General features: G+C 63.9%; 25 protein-coding genes. 14 read left to right on the plus strand and 11 right to left on the minus strand.

Translation table 11 applies throughout. The features are described 5' to 3' along the window. The first annotated feature begins 304 nt into the window (after positions 1-304). The 3 genes from GTW23_RS06970 to GTW23_RS06980 all read left to right on the plus strand — a co-directional run bounded on the left by GTW23_RS06970 (position 305) and on the right by GTW23_RS06980 (position 2,190). Complete coding sequence (locus tag GTW23_RS06970; RefSeq protein WP_152008419.1) at positions 305-673, plus strand: Hpt domain-containing protein; 369 nt, start codon at positions 305-307, stop codon at positions 671-673. Between the two features lie 143 nt (positions 674-816). Continuing rightward, on the plus strand, positions 817-1,137 hold the full coding sequence (locus GTW23_RS06975) for a 2Fe-2S iron-sulfur cluster-binding protein (protein WP_252915192.1): 321 nt from the start codon (positions 817-819) through the stop codon (positions 1,135-1,137). 27 nt (positions 1,138-1,164) lie between these two features. Then, complete coding sequence (locus GTW23_RS06980; RefSeq protein ID WP_152008421.1) at positions 1,165-2,190, plus strand: NAD(P)/FAD-dependent oxidoreductase; 1,026 nt, start codon at positions 1,165-1,167, stop codon at positions 2,188-2,190. A 493-nt stretch (positions 2,191-2,683) separates the two neighbouring features. Here the strand turns inward: GTW23_RS06980 and GTW23_RS06985 are convergent, their stop codons facing one another. Further along, entirely contained in the window at positions 2,684-3,301 is a 618-nt protein-coding gene (locus GTW23_RS06985; RefSeq protein ID WP_152008422.1) for a DUF922 domain-containing Zn-dependent protease, read from the minus strand. Between the two features lie 105 nt (positions 3,302-3,406). Here GTW23_RS06985 and folP point away from each other — a divergent pair, with 105 nt between their 5' ends. Genes folP through folK form a run of 3 tightly spaced genes read left to right on the plus strand, consistent with a single transcriptional unit; the run spans position 3,407 to position 5,160 of the window. Further along, positions 3,407-4,285 (plus strand): dihydropteroate synthase, encoded by an 879-nt coding sequence (gene folP, locus GTW23_RS06990; protein WP_252915193.1) that lies wholly within the window; start codon positions 3,407-3,409, stop codon positions 4,283-4,285. After that, positions 4,278-4,646, plus strand: coding sequence for a dihydroneopterin aldolase (folB, locus tag GTW23_RS06995; protein ID WP_252915194.1), 369 nt, complete (start codon positions 4,278-4,280; stop codon positions 4,644-4,646). The genes folP and folB overlap by 8 nt, the downstream gene beginning before the upstream one ends. Beyond that, the gene (gene folK / locus GTW23_RS07000) at positions 4,639-5,160 is read left to right on the plus strand and encodes a 2-amino-4-hydroxy-6-hydroxymethyldihydropteridine diphosphokinase (RefSeq protein ID WP_267661620.1); all 522 of its coding nucleotides are present in this window, start codon (positions 4,639-4,641) and stop codon (positions 5,158-5,160) included. The genes folB and folK overlap by 8 nt, the downstream gene beginning before the upstream one ends. A 15-nt stretch (positions 5,161-5,175) precedes the next feature. On the opposite strand, the gene GTW23_RS07005 is transcribed toward folK, so the two are convergent. The 4 genes from GTW23_RS07005 to GTW23_RS07020 form a co-directional block, all read right to left on the minus strand. Next, positions 5,176-5,715 (minus strand): hypothetical protein, encoded by a 540-nt coding sequence (locus GTW23_RS07005; protein WP_152008426.1) that lies wholly within the window; start codon positions 5,713-5,715, stop codon positions 5,176-5,178. A 97-nt stretch (positions 5,716-5,812) separates the two neighbouring features. Beyond that, positions 5,813-6,934, minus strand: coding sequence for a YcjF family protein (locus GTW23_RS07010; RefSeq protein ID WP_252915195.1), 1,122 nt, complete (start codon positions 6,932-6,934; stop codon positions 5,813-5,815). Continuing rightward, the gene (locus GTW23_RS07015) at positions 6,931-8,403 is read right to left on the minus strand and encodes a YcjX family GTP-binding protein (protein ID WP_252915196.1); all 1,473 of its coding nucleotides are present in this window, start codon (positions 8,401-8,403) and stop codon (positions 6,931-6,933) included. Before GTW23_RS07015 ends, GTW23_RS07010 begins: the two co-directional genes overlap by 4 nt. 131 nt (positions 8,404-8,534) lie before the next feature. Continuing rightward, positions 8,535-9,068: a SixA phosphatase family protein gene (locus tag GTW23_RS07020; RefSeq protein WP_152008429.1), complete on the minus strand. Its 534-nt coding sequence runs from the start codon at positions 9,066-9,068 to the stop codon at positions 8,535-8,537. Positions 9,069-9,360: 292 nt separating this feature from the next. Between GTW23_RS07020 and dksA the strand changes: the two genes are divergently transcribed. Then, positions 9,361-9,780, plus strand: coding sequence for an RNA polymerase-binding protein DksA (gene dksA / locus GTW23_RS07025; protein ID WP_152008430.1), 420 nt, complete (start codon positions 9,361-9,363; stop codon positions 9,778-9,780). A 312-nt stretch (positions 9,781-10,092) separates the two neighbouring features. Beyond that, positions 10,093-11,388, plus strand: coding sequence for a hemolysin family protein (locus GTW23_RS07030; protein ID WP_252915197.1), 1,296 nt, complete (start codon positions 10,093-10,095; stop codon positions 11,386-11,388). A gap of 46 nt (positions 11,389-11,434) precedes the next feature. Here the strand turns inward: GTW23_RS07030 and GTW23_RS07035 are convergent, their stop codons facing one another. Next, positions 11,435-11,950, minus strand: coding sequence for a phosphatidylglycerophosphatase A family protein (locus GTW23_RS07035; protein ID WP_252915198.1), 516 nt, complete (start codon positions 11,948-11,950; stop codon positions 11,435-11,437). Between the two features lie 2 nt (positions 11,951-11,952). Then, positions 11,953-13,182 (minus strand): flagellar biosynthetic protein FliO, encoded by a 1,230-nt coding sequence (locus GTW23_RS07040; RefSeq protein ID WP_252915199.1) that lies wholly within the window; start codon positions 13,180-13,182, stop codon positions 11,953-11,955. A 292-nt stretch (positions 13,183-13,474) separates the two neighbouring features. On the opposite strand from GTW23_RS07040, the gene cckA reads away from it, so the two are divergent. Both cckA and GTW23_RS07050 read left to right on the plus strand, forming a co-directional pair. Then, a complete protein-coding gene (cckA, locus tag GTW23_RS07045) occupies positions 13,475-16,096 on the plus strand; it encodes a cell cycle histidine kinase CckA (protein ID WP_252915200.1) in 2,622 nt (873 codons plus the stop codon). Between the two features lie 365 nt (positions 16,097-16,461). Next, the gene (locus GTW23_RS07050) at positions 16,462-17,118 is read left to right on the plus strand and encodes a hypothetical protein (RefSeq protein WP_152008435.1); all 657 of its coding nucleotides are present in this window, start codon (positions 16,462-16,464) and stop codon (positions 17,116-17,118) included. A 102-nt stretch (positions 17,119-17,220) separates the two neighbouring features. On the opposite strand, the gene GTW23_RS07055 is transcribed toward GTW23_RS07050, so the two are convergent. Next, the gene (locus tag GTW23_RS07055) at positions 17,221-17,553 is read right to left on the minus strand and encodes a hypothetical protein (protein WP_252915201.1); all 333 of its coding nucleotides are present in this window, start codon (positions 17,551-17,553) and stop codon (positions 17,221-17,223) included. A gap of 206 nt (positions 17,554-17,759) precedes the next feature. Between GTW23_RS07055 and GTW23_RS07060 the strand changes: the two genes are divergently transcribed. Beyond that, complete coding sequence (locus tag GTW23_RS07060) at positions 17,760-18,407, plus strand: YiaD family glycine zipper/OmpA-like lipoprotein (protein WP_152008437.1); 648 nt, start codon at positions 17,760-17,762, stop codon at positions 18,405-18,407. Positions 18,408-18,760: 353 nt separating this feature from the next. Here GTW23_RS07060 and GTW23_RS07065 read toward each other — a convergent pair whose 3' ends face one another. From GTW23_RS07065 to GTW23_RS07075, 3 genes are read right to left on the minus strand one after another with little or no spacing between them, the layout of a single operon-like run. After that, positions 18,761-19,009, minus strand: a complete 249-nt coding sequence (locus GTW23_RS07065) for a BrnA antitoxin family protein (RefSeq protein ID WP_252915202.1) — start codon at positions 19,007-19,009, stop codon at positions 18,761-18,763. A gap of 41 nt (positions 19,010-19,050) precedes the next feature. Next, the gene (locus tag GTW23_RS07070; protein WP_252915203.1) at positions 19,051-19,974 is read right to left on the minus strand and encodes a pseudouridine-5'-phosphate glycosidase; all 924 of its coding nucleotides are present in this window, start codon (positions 19,972-19,974) and stop codon (positions 19,051-19,053) included. Next, positions 19,971-20,948 (minus strand): carbohydrate kinase family protein, encoded by a 978-nt coding sequence (locus GTW23_RS07075; protein WP_252915204.1) that lies wholly within the window; start codon positions 20,946-20,948, stop codon positions 19,971-19,973. Before GTW23_RS07075 ends, GTW23_RS07070 begins: the two co-directional genes overlap by 4 nt. 243 nt (positions 20,949-21,191) lie before the next feature. Between GTW23_RS07075 and recA the strand changes: the two genes are divergently transcribed. From recA to GTW23_RS07090, 3 genes are all read left to right on the plus strand, one after another. Beyond that, positions 21,192-22,289, plus strand: a complete 1,098-nt coding sequence (gene recA / locus GTW23_RS07080; protein ID WP_152008441.1) for a recombinase RecA — start codon at positions 21,192-21,194, stop codon at positions 22,287-22,289. Positions 22,290-22,501: 212 nt separating this feature from the next. Further along, positions 22,502-25,159 carry an alanine--tRNA ligase gene (gene alaS / locus GTW23_RS07085; protein ID WP_252915205.1) on the plus strand — a complete coding sequence of 886 codons (2,658 nt, stop codon included), beginning with the start codon at positions 22,502-22,504 and terminating at the stop codon, positions 25,157-25,159. 167 nt (positions 25,160-25,326) lie between these two features. Further along, the gene (locus GTW23_RS07090; protein WP_252915206.1) at positions 25,327-26,178 is read left to right on the plus strand and encodes an AraC family transcriptional regulator; all 852 of its coding nucleotides are present in this window, start codon (positions 25,327-25,329) and stop codon (positions 26,176-26,178) included. The last annotated feature ends 1 nt before the right edge of the window (position 26,179 follow it).

Raw genomic sequence — 26,179 nt, forward strand, 5'->3', positions numbered from 1 at the left:
AACACGCTCTGTCCGGGCACGCGACGAGATCCGAAAAACAGCTTTCCGGCCTCTTAAACTATCAATTAAGTGGCATACACGGCTCGAATTCACAAATGAAACCGGTGGGATGGCCCCTGCATCCACTGGTTTTTAACGATTGCGTGTCTCAAAAAGAGCCACAAACGTCAATGAAACGCCACATTTACGCGTCGTTAACCATCCCGGCAAGTTTTTGGAGCCGGGGCGCTCCCGTGTTTACCGGTTCTAGAGACTGTTGACGCCAAACTCACTTAACTGTTGTCGAAGGAAAGGAAAAACCGCCATGGCGGCACTCGGTATCGCGTTTGAAGTCCAGGAAATCGCCCACCCGCCGCGCCCCTCGGGCGGCCGGCCGATTGATCTCGTCCATCTGGCGCGTCAGACCGGTGGCGACAAGGCGCTGGAAACCGAAGTGCTGGCGCTGTTTGCCCGCCAGGCCCGCCAGGCAGTGACCCAGATTGGTGACATGAAGGAAGCCGCGCGCTCCGAACTGGCACACAAGATTGCAGGCGCAGCCAAGGGCGTGGGCGCATTCGAAGTGGCGCGCTGCTCCGCCACCATCGAAGCCGAACCCGGCAATTCCGCCGCCATTGCCGCATTCACCAAGGCGGTGGTCGAGGCTGACAGCTTCATCGTCGGACTGATGCGCTGAGGCGCCGGCCGATTGCATCCGGGAAATCCGCTTTTTGGAATACCATGCCGCGAATCACTGTCGCAGCGCGGTTTTCATTCTTGCCTCACACAGTCCAGCGTGTATGAAAGCCTCCTACTCCCGAGACTATGCCAGAGGCCGCAATGACCAAGATCACCCTCGTCGCTTTTGACGGAACGCGTTTCGATGTTGATGCCGAGAACGGCTCGACTGTGATGGAGAACGCGATCCGCAACTCTGTTCCAGGCATCGAAGCCGAGTGTGGCGGGGCGTGCGCCTGCGCGACCTGCCATGTCTATGTCGATGACGTCTGGGCCGAGACCGTGGGCGCGCCCGAGGCGATGGAAGAAGACATGCTGGACTTCGCCTTCGATGTGCGTCCGACCTCGCGGCTCTCGTGCCAGATCAAGGTGCGTGACGAACTCGACGGTCTGGTGGTGCATGTGCCCGAGCGGCAGGCCTGATTTTTCTCTGATTTCCGGATTTTTGCGATGACTTCCCCGATTGAAACCGATGTCGTGATTATTGGCGCCGGGCCGGTTGGCCTGTTTGCCGTGTTTGAACTTGGCCTTTATGACCTCAAGTGCCATCTGATTGACATTCTGGACCGGCCGGGCGGTCAGTGCGCCGAGCTCTACCCGGAAAAACCGATCTACGACATTCCGGCATGGCCGGAGATTTCCGGTCAGGAACTGACCTCGAAGCTGATGGAGCAGATTGCGCCGTTTTCGCCGCAGTTCCATTTCAACCGGATGGTGACCGGCTTCCGCAAGCTGGAAAACGGCCGGTTTGAAGTCGAGACCGACGAGGGCGAATTGTTCCATGCGCATGCGGTGGTGATTGCGGCCGGCGGCGGATCGTTCCAGCCGAAACGGCCGCCGGTGCCGGGCATCGAGGCCTATGAAGGCAAGAGCGTGTTCTATTCGGTCCGCCGGATGGAAGAGTTTCGCGACAAGGATCTGCTGATCGTCGGCGGCGGCGATTCGGCGCTCGACTGGACGCTGAACCTGCAGCCGGTGGCCAAATCGGTGACGCTGGTGCACCGCCGGCCCGAATTCCGCGCGGCTCCCGACAGCGTCAACAAGATGTTCGCGATGCGCGAAGAGGGCAAGATCAAGTTCGAAGTCGGCCAGGTAACCGGGCTGAAGGGCGAGAACGGCCAGCTTGAGGGCGCCACGATCAAGGGACCCGACGGAGAGGTCGAGGTTGCCTGCAACCGGATGCTGCCGTTCTTCGGGTTGACCATGAAGCTCGGTCCGATTGCCGACTGGGGCCTCAACCAGCATGAAAACCTGATCAAGGTCGACACCGAGAAATTCGAGACCAGCATTCCCGGCGTGTTCGCCATCGGCGACATCAACTGGTATCCGGGCAAGCTCAAGCTGATCCTGTCGGGCTTCCACGAAGCCGCGCTGATGACCCAGGCGGTCAAGCGGCTGGCGCATCCGGGCGAGAAGATGGTGTTCCAGTACACCACATCGTCGACCAGCCTGCAGAAGAAGCTCGGCGTCCAGTAAGACACAGGCCCAGCGCAGCATTCCCGGAAAAACCGCAAAAAGAGCCCCGCTTTCCCGTTACGGCAAAGCGGGGCCAATGGGCGCTCAGGTATCAAACCTGACGAGGGAGGACCGTCAGGTGACATCCATGCGCCGGGGAACCCGAATCAAATGCTGAAAACTGCCCCTTAAGCACACTCTTATACAATGAAGCTTGTGCGAATATTGGAAGTAATGCCCGGTGGAAACTTGGGGTGCGCCTTAGTTGGCGAGATGTTCAGCGTTAATCTTAGTCCATATAGTGGAACTGTTTGGTCTTCGGCGAAGCTTAGTTGAGCGAGAGTTGCCGCAAACGCGCCTTTGCTGTGCCAGACAGCTCTTGCGCGCGTCGTTTCACTTTGCCGATTGTTGATGCCGAAAAGCTTCCCTTATGGAAGCGGGGGGATTCCTGTCCGCTTCAGGCGTCGATGCCGGACCGCCGGCAAACCGGGTGCTTCTTGCCGCGAACCAGGGGTCAGCTGCGGTTGTTCTGCTTGGCTGCCTTGAAACGCAGCATTCTGAGCATGCGGCGTTCGAAGCTTGCGGCTTCGACCCGGTCGAACCTCTGCTGGTCGGCGGCGTGTTCCTCGATGATCCGCTTGCTGGTCGCGTCGACCTTGGCTTCCATCCGCTGGCAGTTGCGCTCGGGATGCAGCGCTTCAAGCGTCTTTTCGAGCTTGCGGGCATACTGCCGGGCGATTTCGGCGTGGCGCTCCTCGTGGCGCTTGATGTCGGACGACAGCGTGTCCCAGACCAGCACGGTTTCGCGGTTGGCGCGATTGCGGTCAGTCCAACGCGGCAGGGTGAGATGGGTCTCGAGCGTCACCTTGGCGTCGAGCACGCGGCATCTGCCGTCTGAATTCCTGTAGTCGACCGATCCGCCGAGTTTGATCTTGGTGGCCCCGGGATGGCGGATGCCGGTTTCCGCCAGCATCGGTCCGTGTTTGGACAGTTCGCGCTCGAGATCGGCCCCGGTCAGCCCGGAGATGTTGAAGTAGGAATAGGTCTTCTTGATCAGCGGTGCAGACGCCACCGCGATGGCGGATGCGCACAGCAATGTCAGGGCGGTGACAGTGGTGCCCAGGCGGCGCATTGCAGACTCCCGTTAACAAACACGAAGCCCGAACTTGCGTCATGGAGCGGGCTCATGCAACAGGAAGCGCAAGCCAATTTGCCACAGGTGACAGGATCCTTCCCCATGCAACTGCCGCCGGACTCCGTGTTTGACCCGAACATTCTGCGCCTTGGCCGCGACCGGGTGATCGGCCTTGGTCCCCGGGCGCGAGTGATGGGCATTGTCAACGTGACGCCGGATTCATTCTCCGATGGAGGGCTGCACGCTGATCCGCGCGTCGCCGTCGAGGCGGCGCTGGCGATGGTCGGGGAGGGGGCCGATATCGTCGATATCGGTGGCGAATCGACCCGGCCCGGCGCAGATCCTGTAAGCGCACTGGAAGAGCAGCGCAGGGTGCTGCCGGTGATCGAGGCGCTGGCCGGGCATGACGATGTGCTGATTTCGGTCGACACCTGGCGCGCCGAGACCGCGCGGCTGGCGCTCGCCGCCGGGGCGCACATGATCAACGATGTCTGGGGGCTGCAGCGCGAGCCCGCGATGGCGCAGGTTGCCGCCGAGGCCGGCGCCGCGGTGGCGATCATGCATACCGGCCGCGAACGTGAGTGTCTGCCCGATCTCGTCGAAGACCAGTTCTTCTGGTTCGCCACGTCGCTGGAGATTGCGCGGAAGGCGGGGATCGAAGACGACAGGATCCTGCTTGATCCGGGGTTCGGCTTTGGCAAGGACGCGGATGACAATCTCGAACTGATGGCGCGGTTTGCGGAACTGCATGCGCTCGGCCTGCCGCTGCTTGCGGGGACCTCGCGCAAGCGCTTCATCGGCGGGCTGACGGGGCGAGAGGCAGCGGACCGCGATGTCGGGACCGTTGCGACCAGCGTCGCGCTCAGGCTCGCCGGTGCCGCGATGTTTCGGGTACACAATGTGGCATTCAACAAGGACGGGCTTGCGGTCGCCGACGCGATGGTTCAAAGCAGCCGCAAAAAGGAACCCGGCCATGGCTGACAGTTACACAATCCGCCTTGCCAATTGCGCATTCTTCGCCCGCCACGGCGTGCATGACGAGGAGGAGTTCCTCGGCCAGCGCTTCTTCGTCGACGCCGAGCTGGAAGTCGATCCGGGCGATTCGCTTCAAACCGACGACATCGAGGGCACGGTACATTACGGTATCGCGTTCAAGGTGATCGAGGACATCGTCACCGGCAAGCGGCGCTACCTTATCGAGGCGCTGGCGATGGACATCGCTAGGGCGCTGACGGCGCGGTTTGCACAGATCCGTCTGGCCCGGATCACGGTGCGCAAGCCGAGCGCTGCGGTTCCGGGCATCCTCGACCATGTTGAAGTGACGGTCGAGCATCGTGCCTGAGGTGAAGAAGGTCATTGCGGCGATCGGGCTCGGCGGCAACATCGGCAATCCGCGCCGGACCATGGCGCGGGCGCTCAAGCTGCTTGATGCGCGCGACGACGTTTCGATCCGCACCGTGTCACGGCTTTACCGGACGCCGCCCTGGGGCAAGACCGACCAGGAATGGTTCCACAACGCCTGCGCGCTGGTGGAGACGACCCTCGATCCGCACGAGTTGCTCAGGGTATGCCTTGATATCGAATTGCAGCTTGACCGTGTGCGGACCGACCGCTGGGGGCCGCGGACGATCGATCTCGACGTTCTGCTGCATGGCGATTTTCTCTCAGACCATACCGATCTGACGGTCCCGCATCCGCGGATGACCGAGCGCGCCTTCGTGATGGTGCCGCTGGCCGACATCGCGCCGCGGGCCGTGGTCAATCTGCAGAGCGTGGCCGACTGGTCGAGCGAGGTGGATTCCGAAGGGATCGAGGCGCTGACCCGCACCGGCGACTGGTGGCGGGACGAGGCTTAGGCCGGCAGGCTGGCTTCAGCGCAGGATGCCGGAGGCAACTTTGCGGGCGCCGCGCTTGAGGGTCATGCCGATCACCGGGACCATTTCCTGTCCGACCTTGACGGAAATGGTGACGTTCATGGTTTCCTCGTCGTGGAGGCGGGCGATCATGGCGCCGTCGAGCGTTTTGCGGTTGATCGCCATGACGGCGCGGTCGCGGCTGATCTTGCCCGAAACGATGTCGAGGCCGTCGCCGGCGGAGCCGTCAAGAAAGCGGCCGGTATAGGTCTTGCCCTTGCGGGTGATCAGCGCCGACATTTTCTGGTTGAAGACGCCGACACGGCAGTGACCGTCAAGCGAAATGCCCGCGGCGCTGCCCTGAACCGGGTCGCCGCTCAGATTGCAGACGAATTTCGTCCCCTTGTATTTCCCGGCGACGATTTCGCCCGGGCCCTTCCACTCGCCGGCCACGGATTCGAAGAAGACCGTATCCTTGTCGCGTGCGACAGAGGGCGAGGCGGGGGAGAGGATGATTGCCGCAAGACAAAGCGGGATGATGCGAAACTTGGAGAACATGGTCACACCTGTTGCGGCTGGAGACGAGGTCTGAAAGTGACCCAGAATGGTTAATGGACCGTAATCGGCGCCGATTAATCCACAGTTTCGGGGAAATTCATAGCCCGTCGGTGCTTTTTCCGCTGCCCGCCGACTTGCCGGCAAAGCCCGCGATGTCCGACATGAAGTCACCGATGCCGGGGCGCTTGAGTGCTGCAAACGGCATCGGGCGGCACAGGTCCATCGCCGAGATGCCGATTCTGGCTGTCATCAGCCCGTTGATCACGCCTTCGCCAAGCCGGGCAGAGAGCTTCGCCGCCATGCCATGGCCGACCACCTGCTGGATCAGGCTGTCGCCGGCGGCGATGGCGCCGGTCACGGCCAGATGGGCGATGACATCGCGGAACAGACGGATCATGCCGATGGCGCCCGGCCGTCCACCGTAAAGCTCGGCCATGGCGCGGATCAGGCGGATGGCCTCGAAGCCGACATAGGCGAGATCGACGAAGGCGCGCGGGCTGACCGCGGTGACGACGGACACCCGGCGGGCCGCGTTGACGGTGAGTTGCCGGGCCTGGCGGTCGAGAGGCGTCATCAGCTCGCGTTCGGCAAAGGCCAGATAGTGCGGGCCGTCAATGATCTCGTCATCGAGCGCCTCGAGGTTCTTCCGGCCCCGAGCCGAGAGCGGATTGACGGCGATCAGCGCCGAGACTTCGCCTGCAAGCGCGCGGGCCTCCTTCGGTGTCGCCGACCGGGACTTTGCCGCGACGGCCTCACGCAGATGCGCGACCTTGGCCAGGCGGCGGATGCCGATGATCTCACGGATGATCAGCGCCAGCAGCGCCACGGCGGCAATGGCTGCTGCCGCAATCGCGGCCCAGCCGAGCCAGGGAATGCGCTCGAACAGGTCGCGGATCAGAGCGTCCGTCCAGATGCCCAAGGCCAGGGCCAGAAGGAAGCCGAGGCTGGCCAGAAGGATCTTGCCCGGTGTCATCCGGCGGCGGCGGGGTTTTGCGGGTGGCGGGGTCAGGCCGTCAAGCTCTTCCGGCTGCGACAGGAACGGGTCGTCTTCCTCCATCGTCATGGAAACCGTGACGGGGATGGCCGCAGGCTTGCGCGGTTTTTGCTTTGTCCGGGGCTCTTCGCCGGATGGTGCGGAAGCTGTCTTGCCTTCCGGCTCATCCACCCTGAAGGACCGTGGCTTGCGGGTGGGGGAATTGGCGTCATTGCCGGTGGTCATGCCAGGCGGTCTCCCAGGAGATAGTCCAAGGCCCGGTCGAGGCGAATATGCGGCAAGGACAGCTTGATGCCGTTTTCGGTTTCCTCGATCAGTGGCGGGCGGAAACGGACGATGTTGATGTCGGGCAGCGGTGGTTTGGATGCTGCATCGACCGCCTTGAAAAATGCATCAGGGTTCTTTGGCAAGTCACCGGGAAAAATGGCCGTTTTGCGCTTGCCGTCGAACAGCTCGCCGCTGATGCGCTCGCCGTCAAGCGGAGTGCCGACGATGACGGGAAGCTCTTCGCCATCCTGCCTGACCGTGGCCTCCCGGGTGGCCCGGACCGCCGCCATGGCCAGCACCTCGATATCGGCGCCTGACGACCCGATATGGCTCGAGGCGCGCTCGACGATGCGGCGGGCGATGGCTTCGAGCCGGTCGTGGCTTTCATGATGCAGGTGATCGGCCTTGGTGGCCGCGATCAGCACCTTGTCGATGCGGCGCGAGACCAGGCTGGTCAGCAGGCTGCCGCTGCCGGGGCGGAAGCAGGACAGCACATCCGACAGCGCGCGCTCGAGATCGATGACCGCCTCATGGCCGGCATTCATCGCCTGCATGGCGTCGATCAGCACGATTTGCCGGTCGAGGCGGGCAACGTGCTCACGGAAGAACGGTTTGACGACGACAGACTTGTAGCTCTCGTAGCGCCGCTCCATCATCGCCATCAGCGAGCCTTTTGGCGCGGGCGTGTCCGGCAGGTTGGGCAGCGGTGCGAAGGTCAGTGCAGGTGATCCGTCGAGATCGCCCGGCATCAGGAACCGGCCCGGTGGAAGCGTCGACAGTGCCCGTTCGTCCTGCTTGCAGGCCCTGAGATAGTTGGTGAAGAGACGGGCCAGCTCACGCGCATCGGCCTCGTCGGCGGGTTTGTGCGGATCGATGGTGCCGGCCTTCTCGAGCCAGGGCGCAGCCAGATCGGCGCGCACCGGGGACCGGGCCAGCGAGGCGGCATTGAGCGAGAAGGCGGCGAAATCCTGGCCCAGCAAAGGCAGGTCAAGCAGCCATTCGCCGGGATAGTCGACGATGTCGAGGCACAGACGGCCGCCGGAAAAGAAACGGTTCCAGCCGCTGGCCGATTCATACTCGACGACCAGCCGCAATTCCGAGATGGCGCGGGTGGAGTCGGGCCAGATGCGATCGCTGATCATGCGGGCGGCGTGATCCTCGTATTGAAACCGCGGCACCGCGTCGTCGGGCTGGGGCTCGAGAAAGGAGCGCGCCAGCCTGCCGGAATGGGCAGCCTCGAACATCGGCAGGCGGCCGCCATGCAGCAGGTTGTGCACAAGTGCCGTGATGAAAACGGTCTTGCCGGCCCGGGACAACCCGGTAACGCCCAGTCTCAGCGTTGGCTGGATCAGATTGCTTGCCCGGTCCGCGAGCGTGTCAAAGGCAATCAGGGCCTCGTCGGTGAAACTGGTTATGGGCGATGACACGTTGGAAACTGCTCCGAATTGCTTTTATCGATATAGGAGATGGCCCGGTCGATTAAAAGCACGCAAGGCAATTGCGATGCTGCCGCGTTGGGACGCTCGGGAGCGGTGAAAGCCGGGGCAGGCCTCGACCGTCAGGCGTCGACCGGGGAGAGCCGGCCGACGAAGCTCGCGCCGCCGCGCACGGCGTTGACGCCCCTTTGCCCGCAATCGACGATCAGCAGCCCGGCGGTGGGAAAGCCAGAGCCAAGCGCTGTCTCGAAGCTTGCCGGATCGTCCTGCAGCAGGGCCTGGGCGGTGTCCTCAAGCATCGGATTGTGGCCGATGATCATCAGTGAGCGGATGGTGTCGTTGCCGGCCGCGGCGATCAGGTCGAGATAGGCGTCATGATTGGCCGCATAGAGCGCGTCGGAGTACTCGACCTTCAGATTGGCACCCGTGCTGGCATTCAGGATCTCGAATGTCTCCATACAGCGGCGGGCGTTGGAGCAGTGTACGAGATCGGGTTCAAATCCGTTGACCGAGATGGCGGCGGCGAGGCGGGCGGCTTCCTCGCGGCCCCGCTCGTCCAGCGGCCGGTCGAAATCGCGCATGCCCGGAAGCCCCCATGCCGCGTGGGCGTGGCGGACCAGGAAAACACGCAGATTCGTATCGGGTGCCGGGCTCATCTTGTGAATGTAGCTATTTGCGGCGGTGCTTCAATTGACCAAAAGCACAAAGTGCACTGCAGCATTCATCGCGTCTGGCCGGATGTAGCCCGACCGCTCGCGTCAGTTGGCTCGATTTCACCGAATCGCGACCGGATTTCGGGGCTTTTCAGGCGTAAAAGCTGGTTTTTTTCATCGCATTGGCACAGTTTGACAGTTCAATGAAATTGCCGTGAAACGCTACTTTACCGCTTGTACCAATGCCCCCGTCTGGCTATACACCCCCCGGAATGGCTTAGCCGGGAGAATCGTCATGAGTGAAGACTTCGATTTTTCCTCTTATGTGCCCTCGGATGACGAGGATTTCATGAACGCCAAGCAGAAGGCCTATTTCCGGGCCAAGCTGATTGACTGGCGGAATGACATTCTCAAGGAGGCTCGCGAGACGCTTGACCATCTCGCGGAGGAAAGTGCCAACCACCCTGATGTGGCCGATCGCGCATCGTCCGAGACGGATCGCGCCATTGAATTGCGGGCGCGCGACCGTCAACGCAAACTGATCGGCAAGATCGATGCGGCTCTGGCGCGCATCGACGACGGAACCTACGGTTACTGCGAGGAAACCGGCGAGCCGATCAGCCTGAAACGGCTTGACGCCCGGCCGATCGCCACCTTGTCGATCGAGGCGCAGGAACGCCACGAGCGGCGGGAGAAGGTCTACCGCGACGAGTAATCGGGTTGCGATGGATCGGGACAGGACTGCAAAACCGGCCTTCTGGCCGGTTTTGGCGTTTTTGGGCTGCCTTTTCTCGCGATGAGCTTTGAAGCCTGGGAGGTCTCCGAGCTCGGCAGGCGCCAGCGACAGAATTTTCACGGACGCATTGCTCACATCGGGGTGGGCATCTTATATCGACGGGGTCGACGTCCTTGCGCCTGGTGAGTAATCATTCCCATGCAAGGATGGGAGGATTGGCCGGCTCATCGGCATCCCGGAGTCCGGCGCTGTTGCGTTGCCGGACATCCAGACCCAATCAATGGACCTCGCGTGTTTATCGAAATCGCTATCGTCATCGTCCTTATCCTGATCAATGGCGTTCTCGCCATGTCGGAGCTGGCTGTCGTCTCCTCGCGCCCCGTTCGCTTGAAGCTGCTCGCCGACCAGGGCAGCACGGGAGCCGCCACGGCGCTTCGCCTGGCGGAGGATCCGGGACGGTTCCTGTCCACGGTGCAGATCGGCATCACGCTGGTCGGCGTCCTGTCCGGCGCGTTTTCGGGTGCGACGCTGGGCGCGCGGTTGGCGGACTGGCTCGAAGCCCGGGGTCTGACGGACGTGATGGCGGATGCCCTTGGCGTCGGTTCGGTCGTCCTGGCCATCACCTATCTGTCGCTGATCGTGGGCGAGTTGGTGCCCAAGCAGATCGCCTTGCGGGCGCCGGAAGCCGTGGCGGCGAAGGTCGCGCCGGCGATGGCGATGCTGTCGAGGGTCGCCCTGCCTCTGGTCTGGCTGCTGAACGCCTCGGGGAAGGCGGTTCTGGCGCTTCTGGGCCAAAAGGGTGAAACAAACCAGAGGATGACCGACGAGGAGGTCCGTTCGGTGCTGGCCGAGGCGCAGAGCGCCGGTGTGATCGAAACAGCGGAATCGGAAATGATATCGGGCGTCATGCGGCTTGCCGATCGCACGGCGCGCGGTCTGATGACGCCGCGCCGCGAGGTGGAGGTCATCGACATCGAGGATGATCCGGCCGATATCCGCGAGCAGTTGCGCAACTCGAACCGGACCCGCCTTCCGGTTCGGAACGGGCCCACGGACGAGATCATCGGTGTCATCTTCGTCAAGGATGCGCTGGACGCCTTCCTGCAGGGCGCCAATCTTGACGTTCGCAGCCTGATGCGCGACGCGCCGGTGGTGTCCGACCGGTCGGGAGCGATGGATGTGATCGGGTCGCTGCGCAAGTCACCTTCGCACATGGTGCTGGTCTATGACGAATACGGCCATTTTGAAGGGGTCATTTCGTCGGGCGATGTGCTGGAGGCGATCACCGGGGTGTTTCGTGAGGACACCACCGAGGAGGCCGCCATGCTGGAGCGGGAAGACGGCTCTTTTCTCGTCTCGGGCTGGATGCCAATTGACGAGTTTGCCGATGAAATGGGGTTCTCGCTCGACAAGGATTTCGACTACGAGACGGTGGCCGGCTTCGCCATCGACGAAATGAAGCGCCTGCCTGCGCTCGGCGAAAGCTTCACGGCGAAAGGCTGGCGCTTCGAGATCATCGATCTTGATGGCCGCCGCATTGACAAGCTGCTGGTCAGCAAGGCTCCGGATTCCCCCAACGTGGCTTGAACGGGCTTGCGCACTTTAACATCGGTCTGCTGCGCCGAGGCCCGGTTCAGGTCGTCCGTCGTCTGATCAGGGTCTGAACGCCCATGAACAGCACGCCGAGGACCACTGCCGGCACAAGGTCATCCGCCATCACGCCCCAGCCCGAGGGCAGTTGTTCGACATAGGCCATCGGCCAGGGCTTGAGCCGATCCAGAAACAGGAAGATGGCCGCGAACGGCACAAGCATTTTCCATCCGGCCTGGCGAATGATGGCGGCTCCGAGGACGAATGCGGCGACCTCGTCAATCACGATCCGGCGGTCGTCCTTGTCGCCGGTCGCCAGTTCGATCTCCGTTGCCACATGAACGCCGGCGAGGAAGATCGCAACGGCGAGGACCGGCAGGACGTATCTTGGAAGCGCGATTGCCAGCGCCAGCATCGGAAGCACCGCGAAGACGGCGAGCCCGGCCCGGAACGGCGCCAGCAGCCCAGCGCCGAACCAGGTTGCGGCAAGCCAGATCCAGTCCGGCACCATACCTGCGCCGGGCGGGTCAAGCCGTTCTATGGAGGCGAGCAGTTCCACTCTCAGGTCTTGCGCGACAGGTCGCCAAGCAGCCGTTCCATCTCGGCCTCGAGCGAGTCCCTTGATTCCTGTGTTTCCGGCTGGACTTCCGGGGCTTCGAGCAGTTCGGCTTCCTCGGGGTCGAGCTGGTGCTCGCTGTAATGCGCGGTGATGAGGCTGTCCTGTGCGGGCTCGATCGTCAGGTCCTGCGACAGTTCCGCGGCGAGGACGGTCTCGAAGTCGGAAGAGGCCGCGGCAGGCTGCTCGGCCGCCGGAGCCGGGCGGCTGGTTGCCATGCCTGACCCGGTTGCCGCCAATGCCGCCGCAGGTGCAGAAGCTGCCGGAGCGACAGGCGCCGAGGGAGGGGGGCGGGTGGCGCGGGCAGGGTCCGGCTGTGGCGCGGAGGTCAGTTCGTCAAAGGCGCTCTCGTCAAAACTCGGTTCTTCGAAGACCCGGGTCCTGACGGTGTCAAGCACATCGACGGCCTTGGCCTGGATCGGGTCGGCGGCTGCGGCGCCCGGTCCGGCGCCCAGTCTTGCGCCCGGCGATGCGGCCTGGGAAACCTCGGGACGCGAAGCGGGTGCGGGCTGTTGCCGGGCTTGTGCAGCCGGCGCCGGTTTCGGGGCGGCTGACAGGTCCTCATCAAGGCCGGCGTCCTCAAAGGACGGCTCCTCGAAAACCCTGTTCCGGGCGGTTTCCAGCAGGTCCGCCGCCTCGCTGCGGGCGCTGTCTGCCGGGGCAGCGGCGGCGCCTGCGGATGCTGCCGCCAGTGGCGCCGAAACCGGCTGCTGCCGGGCCTGGGGCGGCGTCGGGGCGGCGGTGTCGGCCGAGCGGGCCTGCCGTTCGGGTGGTTGCGGCGCGGCCTGGACCGGGGCAGCGGCGCGGGCAGGGCGCGCCGGTTCCGGCGCAGGCGGTGCTGCCCGCTGCTGGCGCGGCTGGGCTGCCTGCGCGGATTGGATGTCGTCGTGCGGGGTGATGCGGCTTTCGATGACGATGTCGGTCGGTCCGCCGATCATGACCAGATGCTCGACATCGTCGCGCCGGATCAGCACCAGCCGGCGGCGTGTGTCGACCGCTGTGGCATCGAGCACGGCCAGGCGCGGCTGGCGGTTCTTGCCGCCGCGGATGAAGGTCGAGGCGGCGCGGTTGCGGATCAGCCAGAACACCCCGACCAGGGCCAGAAGCGCCACGGCGACGATGATGATGGCGGTCAGCAGAGTTGCACCCTGGCCGCCCAAAAGATTGTCCGGCATCCGGTGTCCTCCTGTTTCAGTCCAGATTTGGCGATGAAATCCGGGTCGTTTTCCGGATCTGATCGTGACCAGAATGTATTTGACTTGTTTTGCACCCGGTCCACAAGCGGCGCGCGGGATTTATCCAATATGGTGTGAAATGTGGCGAGGGTATGCCTCGCGGTCGCCGGGCGGCGTCGGATTCTCCGGCAAACTGGGCGGCCAAACCGCAAGCAGCCGTGTTTGGGCTTTCCATCAGCGGCGGAATGTGATTCAAACCGGACGGATCCGTGGCGGGGCGAAAGAGCGATTCATGACCGAGACGACACCTGCGGCCGGCAACCCGGCGGCGCTTGTAGACCGAAGCGCAAAACCACGCTCGGTGTCGAGGCTGATCTTCCTCGCGCTGGTGATGATCGGCGCGTCGGTCACCTTCTTCCTGTTCAAGGACAAGCTCAACAACGAGCTGATGCTCGGCATTCTCGGCGTGCTCGCCGTGGTCGGCATCTTCTTCCTGGTCTCCACGGTGATCGGCTTCGTCGACATCATGCCGAAGACCACCGCCGACCCGCTGGCCCGCGCCTTCATCGACACCCATCCAGAAGGCACGCTGGTCACCGACCAGAAGGGCCGCGTGATCTATGCCAACCACGCCTACGGGCGGCTGACCGGCTCGACCAGTGCGAGCGACGTACAGTCGATCGAGGCGATCCTGTCGCGGCACCGGGAATCGGCCGAAGCCGTCTACCGGCTGACCAACGCCATGCGCGAGGGCCGGGAGGGGCAGGAAGAGTTCCGCATGCCGCAGCCGCTGGGCTCCGGCCAGGAGAGCACCGATGCGGGCCACTGGTACCGGCTGCGCGGCCGGCCGGTCGCCTCGGGTGAAAAGGACGTCACGCTGATGGCGTGGCAATTGTCCGATATCAGCCATGAGCGCACCGAGCAGGAAATGGTGTTCAAGGAGCTGCAGAACGCCATCAACTATCTCGATCATGCGCCGGTCGGCTTCTTCTCGGCGGGCCGCGACGGCGAGATCGTCTATCTCAACGCGACGCTGGCCGACTGGCTCGGCATCGACCTGACCTCGTTCCTGCCGGGCAAGGTGATGCTGCGCGATCTCGTTGCCGGCGCCGGCATGGCGCTGGTCGAATCGGTGCAGGCCGAACCGGGCCTCAACCGCACCGCGCAGCTTGATCTCGATCTTTTGAAATCCAACGGCCAGAGCCTGCCGGTGCGGCTGGTGCACCGGGTTTCGGCCACCCGCGACGGCGCGCCGGGCGAAAGCCGGACCATCGTCATCAGCCGCGAAGAGGGCGGCTCGGGCGTGCACGATGCGGCAAGCGCCGAGATGCGCTTTACCCGTTTCTTCAACAACACGCCGATGGCGATCGCCTCGGTCGACGGCGACGGTAAGATCCTGAGGACCAACGGACCGTTCCTGCAGATGTTTCACGGCCTGGTGACGCGCGACGACATGGAGCGCGGCTCGCTGTTTGAGACCGTGCTGCGCGAGGATGACCGCAAGAGTTTTCAGGACGCGCTTTCCCAGGCGGCCGACAAGCAGGGCGACATCGCGCCGATCGACAGCCGCCGCGCCGACAACGAGGAGCGGCATTTCCGCTTCTACGTCAACGCGGTGATCGAACATTCGGAAGAAGCGCCGGAAGAGACCGCGATCATCTACGCGGTGGAGACCACCGAGCAGAAGGCGCTGGAAGCGCAGATGGCGCAAACCCAGAAGATGAATGCCGTGGGAACGCTCGCCGGCGGTATCGCGCACGACTTCAACAACGTGCTGACGGCGATCCTGCTGTCGGCAGACCACCTGCTGATGTCGCTGAGGCCCGCGGATTCGAGCTTTGCCGACCTCATCGAGATCAAGCGTAACGCCAACCGTGCCGCGGTGCTGGTGCGGCAGCTCCTGGCGTTCTCGCGCAAGCAGACGATGCGGCCGACGGTGTTGTCGATGACAGATGTGATCGGGGACCTTCGAATGCTGGTCGACCGGCTGACCGGCACCAATGTCAAGCTCGATCTCGAATTTGGCCGCGACCTTTGGCCGGTCAAGACCGATCTGGGCCAGTTCGAGCAGGTGCTGATCAACCTCGCCGTCAATGCCCGTGACGCCATGCCCGAGGGTGGCACGATCACGGTCAGGACCCGCAATGTCGAGGCCGACGAGGTCGAAGGCCTCAACCACCGCGGCATGGAGGTCGGCGACTATGTGCTGATCGAGGTCGCCGACCAGGGCACGGGAATCGCGCCGGAGGTGATGGAAAAGGTTTTCGAGCCGTTCTTCACCACCAAGGATGTCGGCAAGGGCACCGGGCTGGGGCTGTCGATGGTTTACGGCATCGTCAAGCAGTCGGGAGGCTATATCTATCCCGAATCCGAAGTGGGCCAGGGCACCATTTTCCGCATCTACCTGCCGCGCCACGTTGAGGACGAGGCTGAGAAGGCGGCAGCTTTGGCCGAAGCCGAGGCCGCCGCCGGCCGCGCCGCTGCCGAGGGTACGCCTGGCGCAGCCGCAAAGGCGGGTTCGGACGGACCCGAAGACCTCACCGGCGGCTCGGCCGTGGTGCTGCTGGTCGAGGACGAGGAAGCGGTCAGGCGCGGCGGCAAGCGCATGCTCGAGGCCCGCGGCTACGAAGTGCACGAGGCGGGCACCGGCGTCGAGGCGCTGGAAGTGCTGCAGGAGCTCGAGGGCAAGGTCGACATCGTCGTCTCCGACGTTGTGATGCCGGAGATGGACGGGCCGACGCTTCTGACCGAGCTGCGCAAGGATTACCCCGACATGAAGTTCATCTTTGTCTCAGGCTATGCCGAGGACGCGTTCGCGAAAAACCTGCCCGCCGACGCCAAGTTCGGCTTCCTCGCCAAGCCGTTCTCGCTCAAGCAGTTGGCAACGGCGGTGCGCGAGATGCTGGACGCCTGAGGCGGGGCGCAAATCTGCGGGCGCTTCGAGCGGGCCGGTGCTAACGGACCGTCAAGCATACCAGCAGGCTCAATAGAATTTCGGGTTGTGCGCAATGGCAAACGGTGCTCGTCTCTGGGTTGCAGAGGGCGGGGGTGCGATGAGTCAGAAGCGACGGAGACACAGGCCAAGCGCGGGCTACATCGTCGATTCTGGGCGCATCAACTTCATTCGTCATCCCAGGGCTCCGACCCTGGGATCCATTCCGATATCTCTCCAGACAAACGGTATACCGGAGGATCACGGAATGGATCCTCGGAGGCAACGACGGCGCTTCGCTTGTTTTGCTCGGAGGCCGAGGATGACGAGAGTGGAGGGCAGTACGCATGAGTGACTGGCGCGGGTTTTGGACGGGTTTGGTACTGGCCTTGGCCGTCGCGGGGCTGGCCGGCTGCGGCAATGATGTCAGCTGGCAGCAGAAGGTGACAGTCACGGTCGCAACCCCGAATGGCGAAGTGTCCGGCGCAAGCGTCATGGAAGTCTCGTGGAGCGGCGGCATTCCCTTTATCGTAGGCGATGCCAAGGGCGGCGGCTTCAATCTGACGGGGGAAGCTCCCGTGGTGAAGCTCGGCAACGGGCGCTATCTGTTTACGCTGCTCAAGGGCATGGACAGCAAGCTGCTCTACCAGTTCCGCAACAAGGATGGCCGCGGCGCCAGCATGAAGGACAACAGCCGGGCCATTCTCGGACTGAAGGAGCCGCTTGTCCTTCCGGTCGAGGCTTACCCGCTGTTGGTCACCTTCGCCGACATCAATGACCCGGCGAGCGTTCAACGCGTCGATCCCGACGATCTCGCAGCCCAGTTCGGCCCCGGCTATGCGCTCTCCTCGATCACGCTTGCGATCACCGACGAGCCGGTGACCATGGGCCGGGTGGAGGCGGTGCTGGGGTGGTTGGACAATCTTTCCGCCTACCGAACAGATCCAAAAAATCCATTCACCAATACGCTGCCGCCCGAAATCGGATATCTCAGGAGCAATTGATCATGACCACGAGTATCTCGCCTGAACTGTTCCTGGCCATTCTGTCGATGGATTCCGACAATCGCGGCTATGATGCTGGGATCGGCGATGGCCAGAACGGCGTCACGCCAGCTCCGCACCGATCTCGATGCGTTTGAGCGCGTTGTCTTCCGGATAGCGCAGGGCGGAGGATTTGGGCACCTCGCGGATCAGCTCGCCGTCGACCTCGACCGCGCTCACCCAGGAGACGCTGTAGGCTTCGGCGAAGCGCCGCACGCGCTGCCAGTGCAGCGCCAGCTTCGGATCGCCCGCGCGAATGGCGCGGCGCGTGCGCCAGACACATTCCTCGTAAAATCGATTGGTGAGAGCATCGCCGCACTCATCGCGCAGCGCCAGAAAATCGCGCCAGAGGCTGCCGTCAATCACAAACACCACGTCGGGTCGAAGGTCAATCATTGGGGGCGGAATCGCATCTACGGGGATCAATCCGCGCCATCTGCGCCAGCCGGGGCGGACGGGTCAAGCCTGCGGCAAGAAGATCTGCCAGGATCCGAGATACTGACGGCCCGGCACAGGGTTAATTTTGCGGTGACAGAATATTCATCATCCTGCCGCATTTTCCGCTAAAGTCCGATTTTCGAGTTTCGCCAAGAGGGGCCACCATGAAATCCAAACTTTTGATCGCGGCGCTTGCCGCCGTCTTCGTCTCCGGCTGCACGACCGATCCCTATACCGGTCAGCAGAAGGTTTCCAACCTGGCCGGCGGCGCGGCGCTTGGCGCGCTCGGCGGCGCGGCGCTGGGCACGCTGGCCGGCGGCGACGACCGCCGCAACGCGCTGATCGGTGCCGGCATCGGCGCGCTCGCCGGCGGCGCCGTGGGCGGCTACATGGACCAGCAGGAAGCCCAGCTTCGCGCACAGCTGCAGGGCACCGGCGTGTCGGTGACCCGCGTCGGCGACAAGATCGTGCTCAACATGCCCTCCAACATCACTTTTGATACCGACCAGTCGGCGGTCAAGCCGCAGTTCTACGACACGCTGAATTCGGTGGCGCTGGTGCTGCAGAAGTTCAACCGTTCGCTGGTCGACGTCGCCGGGCACACCGACTCGACCGGGTCGGACAGCTACAACCTGACACTGTCGCAGCAGCGGGCGCAGTCGGTAACGAGCTACCTGATCTCGCAGGGCAACGACCCGCGCCGCTTCTTCACGCAAGGGTTTGGCGAAAGCCAGCCGATCGCCGACAACGGCACGGAGGCCGGCCGCGCCGCCAACCGCCGCGTGACAATCCAGATCTCGCCGCTGAGCTGATCAGCGACGCACCAGATCGTTTGAGGCGACACCGGACCCGGCTGCGCAAGCGGCCGGGTCTTTTTGTGTCGGGCTGGGGGCTGAGGGATTTGCTGATGGTGCGATAGCGGTTGTCGCGGAACTCATGGGGGCTGCAAGGGGATTGTCAGGGCGCGCAAAGGCAATCATCCCCCGTCATTCCGGACCTGTTCCGGAATCCAGCCAGCCCAACTCCCTGGGCTGAATCAGTCTTTCGACCCGACAGGCGTCGGGTCACCGGATCCCGCTGTCTGCGACCTCACTTCGCTTGTCTGGCTCAAGTCCGGGATGACGGAATTCCGGGAGCGGGCCAACTAATCGCCGGACGCCGAACCCTATTCCCCTTCCAGCCTCGCGGCGGTGCGAAGTGCCGCGTTGATGCGGTCCTGCCAGCCGGGGCCGTCTTCCTGGAAATGCTCAAGCACGGCGCGGTCGAGGCGGATCGAGACCATCTCCTTGCCTTCAGGCACGCCGATGGTCTTGGGCGCGGGCCTGGACGCTGCCTCAACCGGCTTGGTGGTTGCGGACTTGAAGGCGGCTTCGGCGCGTTCGAAGGCGCTGCCGGTGCGGCGGGGTGGCTTCATGGCAAGGTCCTCTCGTATTGATAGCAGGCGCAGGCTGGCGGTCAGGCGGTTGCGGCGGTCAATTCACCGGCGATGCGGGCGGCGAGGCGGGCATTGCCCAGCACCAGCGCGATGTTGGTCTTGAGGCTCTCGCCATCGGTCAGGTTCAGGATCTCGCCGAGCAGGAACGGTGTGACCGCCTTGCCCTCTATGCCCCTGGCCTTCGCCGTGGCCAGTGCTGCTGCGATGTGCCGGTTCATTTCGCTCGCCGCGATTTCGTCCTCCACCGGCACCGGGTTGGCGATCAGCATGCCGCCATGGTGGCCCAGCGCCCGGCGCGTTGCCTCGAAACGGGCAATGGCCTGCGGCGTGTCGAGCCTGAGCGGGGCGTTGAGGCCGGACTCGCGCGACCAGAAGGCGGGCATGGCGTCCTGGCCGAAAGCCACCACCGGCACGCCGCGGGTCTCGAGTGCTTCAAGTGTCTTGGGAATGTCGAGAATGGCCTTGGCGCCGGCGGAGACGACGATGACCGGGGTGCGGCCGAGCTCGTCGAGATCGGCGGAGATATCGAAACTTTCCGCAGCGCCCTGGTGCACGCCGCCGATGCCGCCGGTGGCAAAGACCGAAATGCCGGCGAGATGGGCCGCGATCATGGTGGCAGCAACCGTGGTCGCGCCGGTGCGGCCTTCGGCCAGCGCATAGGCAAAGTCGGCGCGCGAGAGTTTCATCACATCTTTCGCCTGGGCGAGCGCGGTGATGGCGGCCTCGTCGAGGCCCGCATGCAGGCGGCCGTCGATGACGGCGATGGTGGCGGGCACGGCGCCTTCCGCTCGGATAACGGCCTCGACCTCGAGCGCCATGTCGCGGTTGCCGGGCCAGGGCATGCCGTGGGTGATGATGGTGGATTCGAGCGCCACCACCGGACGGCCCGCCGACAGGGCGGCCTTCACTTCCGGCGTGGTTTCGATGGTGAGGGGGGCTTTCATGCGGGTGCTCCTGAGGCGGGCAACGGGAATTGGGCTGGCTTTGGCATGGTCTTGAGCGCTTGCGCAAGCAGCTCGCGTGACAAATCCTGCCGCACGGGTCCGCGCACCGATGCCGTCAGCCGGGCCAGCGCGATGCCACGGGTGAGGCTGTCGCCGATTGTGTCTCCTGCCAGCCAGCCGTCGAGATAGCCCGAGGCGAGGGCATCTCCGGCGCCGACCACATCACGGACATCGTCGAGCGGTGGCGGCACCAATACGCTGGATGCGGTGGTAGAGGGCAGGGAGGCAAAGGCCGCCACCGGGCCCGCGCCGGCGGTGACAAGGCCGCCTTTCAGCCCGCTCGCAGAAAGCATCGCCTGCCAGTCATCGGGCGATTGCGCCGGCGCGCCGGTCAAGGCTGCGGCCTCGGCGGCATTCATGGCGAGACAGCTGATCTTCGACAGGCTTGGCTTCCAGCGCACCACCTTGGCCGGGGAAACGGCAATGACGGCCAGCGGCAGGCTGCGCTCAGACGCGACCTCGGCCATCGCGGTGAGGGCGCTTGCCGGAAGGTTGGAATCCATCAGCAGCAGATCGGCGTCAGTGAGGCGCTTGCGCAGCCGCGACGTCAGCAGCCGGCGCGCCGGGATGAGATCGTAGAGCGCCATGTCGGCCAGTGCCGTGACCAGATTGCCGTCTGGCTCGAGGATCGCCGAGTAGCTCGGCGTGGCGCGGTCGATAAAGGTCAGCGGGCAATCCTCGATGCCCGCCTCGTCGGCCGCGCGGGCGACCATGTCGGCAGCCGCATCACCGCCGCGGGGGGCGACGAGGGTGACCTGGTGGCCGAGCCGGGCCAGGTTGCGCGCCGCGTTGAAGGCGCCGCCGCCGGCCTCGGTCTCCCAGCGGCCGGGATTGGAGGCGCCGGGCTGGTGCGGGGCCGAAAGCCAGCCCTTGCGGTCGATATGGGCACCGCCGATTGCCAGAATGCGCGCCATCTCAATGTCCCCCCAGAGCCGCGCCAGGGCGAATCGCCCCGCGCCGCAAGCAATGGTGATTGACCGCCGCCCCGCCTGCGGCAGCTCTCTCCGCAGTTGAAAAACAAAAAAAGAACATGAAGGGATTTGTCATTGTATTTCAGCGCCTTGATGGGGCCTTGCGAAGTCGGAACAAATAGGGTACAAATTGGACAAACGAGCATTCATTGCTTGCGATGGCACGATAACCTAAAGGTGGACCGAATGGCACAGAACTCTTTGCGGCTGGTAGAGGAAAAATCCGTGGACAAAAGCAAGGCGCTCGACGCCGCACTTTCCCAGATCGAACGTTCATTCGGCAAGGGCTCGATCATGAAGCTCGGCGCCAATGAGGGCGTGGTCGAGATCGAGACGGTTCCGACCGGCTCGCTGGGGCTCGACATCGCGCTCGGCATCGGCGGCCTGCCGCGTGGCCGCGTGATCGAGATTTTCGGGCCTGAAAGCTCGGGCAAGACCACACTGGCGCTGCAGACCATCGCGGAAGCCCAGAAGAAGGGCGGGATCTGTGGCTTCATTGACGCCGAGCATGCGCTCGACCCGGTCTATGCCCGCAAGCTCGGTGTCGATCTCGAGAGCCTGCTGATTTCGCAGCCCGACAATGGCGAGCAGGCGCTTGAAATCACCGACACGCTGGTCCGCTCGGGCGCCCTTGATGTTCTGGTGGTCGATTCGGTGGCGGCGCTGACGCCGCGGGCTGAAATCGAGGGCGAGATGGGCGACAGCCTTCCCGGCCTGCAGGCGCGGTTGATGAGCCAGGCGCTCAGGAAGCTCACCGCCTCGATCTCGCGGTCGAACTGCATGGTGATCTTCATCAACCAGATCCGCATGAAGATCGGCGTGATGTTCGGCTCGCCCGAAACCACCACCGGCGGCAATGCGCTGAAATTCTACGCCTCGGTGCGCCTCGACATCCGCCGCATCGGTTCGGTCAAGGACCGCGACGAGGTGGTCGGCAACCAGACCCGGGTCAAGGTGGTCAAGAACAAGATGGCGCCGCCCTTCAAGCAGGTCGAGTTCGACATCATGTATGGCGAGGGCGTGTCGAAAATGGGCGAACTGGTCGATCTCGGCGTCAAGGCCGGCATCGTCGAGAAATCCGGCGCCTGGTTCTCCTACAACAGCCAGCGGCTGGGGCAGGGGCGCGAGAACGCCAAGCAGTTCCTGCGCGACAACCCTGTGCTGGCCGACGAGATCGAACTGGCGCTCCGACAGAACGCCGGGCTGATCGCCGAGAAGTTCCTCGAGGATGGCCGCAGTGGCGGCGAGGATAACGACGACAGCGATGGTGCGGCCGAAATGTAGGCCGTTTTCGCAGCCATCGCGCTGTTTTGAGCCGGTCGCCGGTCCCTTGAAGGGCCTGCGGCCGGTTTTCCGTTGAGCGTGCGGCGGCTGGCGTCTGGACAGGCATCCGGGCGAACGATAAAAGCGGCGGTCCGCAAGTCGCGATGCGGACTCCGGAACGGTCATCTGGCACGGTTTCCGGGACTGCCTGCCTATCAGACAAAGGGTTGATCATGAGTGGGGTGAACGAAATCCGGTCGGCGTTTCTCGACTATTTCAAGACAAACGGGCATGAAGTTGTGGCCTCAAGCCCGCTGGTGCCGCGCAATGACCCGACACTGATGTTTACCAATGCGGGCATGGTGCAGTTCAAGAATGTCTTTACGGGACTCGAACACCGTCCCTATTCGACGGCGGCGACCTCGCAGAAATGCGTGCGTGCCGGCGGCAAGCACAACGACCTCGACAATGTCGGCTACACCGCGCGCCATCACACGTTCTTCGAGATGCTCGGCAATTTCTCCTTTGGCGACTATTTCAAGGAGCGCGCGATCGAGCTTGCTTGGAACCTTCTGACCAGGGATTTCGCGATCAACAAGGAGCGGCTGCTGGTCACGGTCTACCACACCGATGACGATGCTTTCGATCTGTGGCGCAAGATCGCCGGAATTCCCGAAAGCCGGATCATCCGGATCCCGACCAATGACAATTTCTGGGCGATGGGTGATACCGGGCCATGCGGTCCCTGTTCCGAGATCTTCTACGATCACGGCGATCATATCTGGGGCGGACCTCCCGGTTCGGCGGATGAAGACGGTGACCGCTTCATCGAGATCTGGAACCTGGTTTTCATGCAGTTCGAGCAGATCACGACCGATGAGCGGGTCGACCTGCCGCGGCCGTCGATCGATACCGGCATGGGGCTTGAGCGCATTGCGGCGCTGTTGCAGGGGCAGCACGACAATTACGACATCGATCTGTTCCGCCGGCTGATTTCTGCCTCGGAGGATGCCACCGGCGTCCCCGCCGAGGGCAAGAACCGAGCCAGCCACCGGGTGATTGCCGACCATCTGCGTTCGGCTTCGTTCCTGATTGCCGACGGGGTGCTGCCGTCCAATGAGGGCCGCGGCTATGTGCTCCGCCGGATCATGCGCCGGGCCATGCGCCATGCGCAGCTTCTCGGTGCGCGCGATCCTCTGATGTTCCGGCTGCTGCCGACGCTGGTGGCCGAGATGGGCCGCGCCTATCCGGAGCTGCAGCGTGCCGAAGCGCTGATTTCGGAGACGCTGAAGCTTGAGGAAACCCGCTTCCGCAAGACGCTGGAACGCGGGCTCAGCCTGCTTGACGAGGCCAGCGCCGAGCTTGGCGAGGGCGACAGGCTCGATGGCGAGACCGCCTTCAAGCTCTATGATACCTATGGCTTTCCGCTCGACCTGACCCAGGATGCGCTCCGGCAGCGCGGTGTCGATGTCGACACGGCGGGTTTCAGCGAGGCGATGGAGCGGCAGAAGGCCGAGGCGCGCAAGCACTGGTCGGGCTCGGGTGATGCGGCGACCGAAACGATCTGGTTCGAGATCAAGGACAAGGCCGGCGCCACCGATTTCCTCGGCTATGATACCGAGACCGCAGAGGGCGTCATCCAGGCGCTGGTCCGTGACGGCAAGCAGGTGGACACGGCGCAAGCCGGTGACCTGGTCGATGTCGTGGTCAACCAGACGCCGTTTTATGGTGAGTCCGGCGGCCAGATGGGCGACCAGGGCAAAATTTCGGGCGAAGGCTACCAGCTCGAAGTCAGCGACACGCAGAAGCGCGGCGAAGGCCTGTTCGTGCACCGGGCGAAGGTGGTTTCGGGCGCCGTGACGACGGGTGCGGTGGCGCAACTGGCCGTCGATCATTCCCGGCGGGCGAAGATCCGCGCCAATCATTCGGCCACGCATCTTCTGCACGAAGCGCTCCGGGAGGTGCTTGGCACCCATGTGGCGCAGAAGGGATCGCTGGTTGCGCCCGAGCGGCTGAGGTTCGATGTCTCTCACCCCAAGCCGATGACAGCGGAGGAACTGGCCGAGGTCGAGACCATGGCCAACGAGATCATCCTTCAGAACAGCGCGGTGACAACGCGGCTGATGGCGGTCGATGACGCCATTGCCGAGGGCGCCATGGCATTGTTCGGCGAGAAATACGGCGACGAGGTGCGGGTGGTGTCGATGGGCACGGCCATGCGCGGGGTCAAGGCCAACCGTCCTTACTCGGTCGAGCTGTGCGGCGGCACCCACGTCGCCGCCACCGGCGAGATCGGCCTGGTGCGGGTCTTGTCGGACAGCGCGGTAAGCGCCGGGGTGCGCCGCATCGAGGCATTGACTGGCGATGCCGCGCGCCAGCACCTGAGCGAGCAGGACGAGAAGCTCAGGCAGGCGGCATCGCTGCTCAAGGTGCAGCCTGGAGACGTTCCCTCGCGGATCGAAGCGCTGATGGACGAGCGCAGGAAGCTCGAGCGCGAGCTTACCGAAGCACGCAAGAAGCTGGCGCTGGGCGGCGGCGGTGCCGCGGGCGGCGATGAAAGCCGCGACATTGGTGGCGTGAAGTATCTCGGCAAGGTGGTTACCGGTGTGGCGCCGAAGGAGCTCAAGGGGCTGGTCGATGCCGCCAAGGCGTCGCTTGGATCCGGCGTGGCGGCCTTTGTCGCAGTCAGCGAAGACGGCAAGGCCAGTATTGTGGTCGGCGTCACAGAGGATCTGACATCGCGACTGTCGGCGGTCGATCTGGTGCGTGCTGGCTCCGAAGCCATCGGCGGCAAGGGCGGTGGCGGACGGCCCGACATGGCCCAGGCCGGTGGCCCGGATGGGACCAAGGCCAGCGCGGCGGTAGACGCAGTGGCGGCCGCCATCGGATAGGCTGCCTGCGCGGCCGGTTCTTGAATATTTGATTTCGTCAAACGCCCGGGACTGTCCCGGGCGTTTTGCGTTTGCAGGAATCATCAGCCGGTGCCGGGGTAAGCAATTCAGCAAGATTTGTGCGGTCGCGGTGTGCTGTTACTCTGTCGACCGACGGAGGGAGAGGCATGGCGACGACGCAAGGTATCAGGGATTATCGCGAACGGCTCGAGCGGGTGCGGTCACATATCCGCGCCAATCTCGATGGGCCGCTCAATCTCGACGACCTTGCCGACATCGCCTGCCTGTCCCGCTTTCACTGGCACCGCACCTATCGCGGACTGACCGGGGAAACCGTGTGGCAGACGGTCAGACGGCTGAGGTTGCACCGTGCAGCCTCGGACCTGGTCAACGGCACTTTGCCGATCGAAGAGATCGCGGAGAGGTCGGGATACACCAATCCGCGCGCTTTCTCCCAGGCCTTCAAATCCGATTTCGGTCTGCCACCGCTTCGCTATCGCGCCGAGGGCGGTCACCGGCGCTATGACAATCCTGACTGGCGGGAGACCGAAGACATGTATGATGTCCGCATAGAAGAGCACGAACCGGTGGTGATCGCAGGGCTTGCCCACACCGGACCCTATATCGAAGTTGGCGCGGCCTTCGAGAGGTTCGGCTCGCACATGGCGGGGACAGGCGGCTGGGAGAAATCAGCGGGCATGGCCGCGGTCTATTTCTCCGATCCCGACATCACCCCGCCCGAAGCGCTCAGGTCGCTGGCCGGCATGGCGCTGAAGCCCGGTTCTGTGCCACCGGACGGGGTGGAAACCTGCGTGCTGCCGGCAGGCCGCTATGCGGTGCTCACCCACAAGGGTCCCTATGCGGAACTGGCCAAGGCCTATCACTGGTTCTTCGGGCCCTGGCTGGCGGCGAGCGGCGAAAGCGCCGGTCCGGCCCCGGCGGTGGAGCGCTATCTGAACACGCCGCTCGATGCCGCGCCCACCGAATTGCTCACTGAAATCCACATGCAGCTCGGCTGAA

Source organism: Parahoeflea alexandrii, assembly GCF_024105735.1.
GTDB lineage: Bacteria > Pseudomonadota > Alphaproteobacteria > Rhizobiales > Rhizobiaceae > Hoeflea > Hoeflea alexandrii.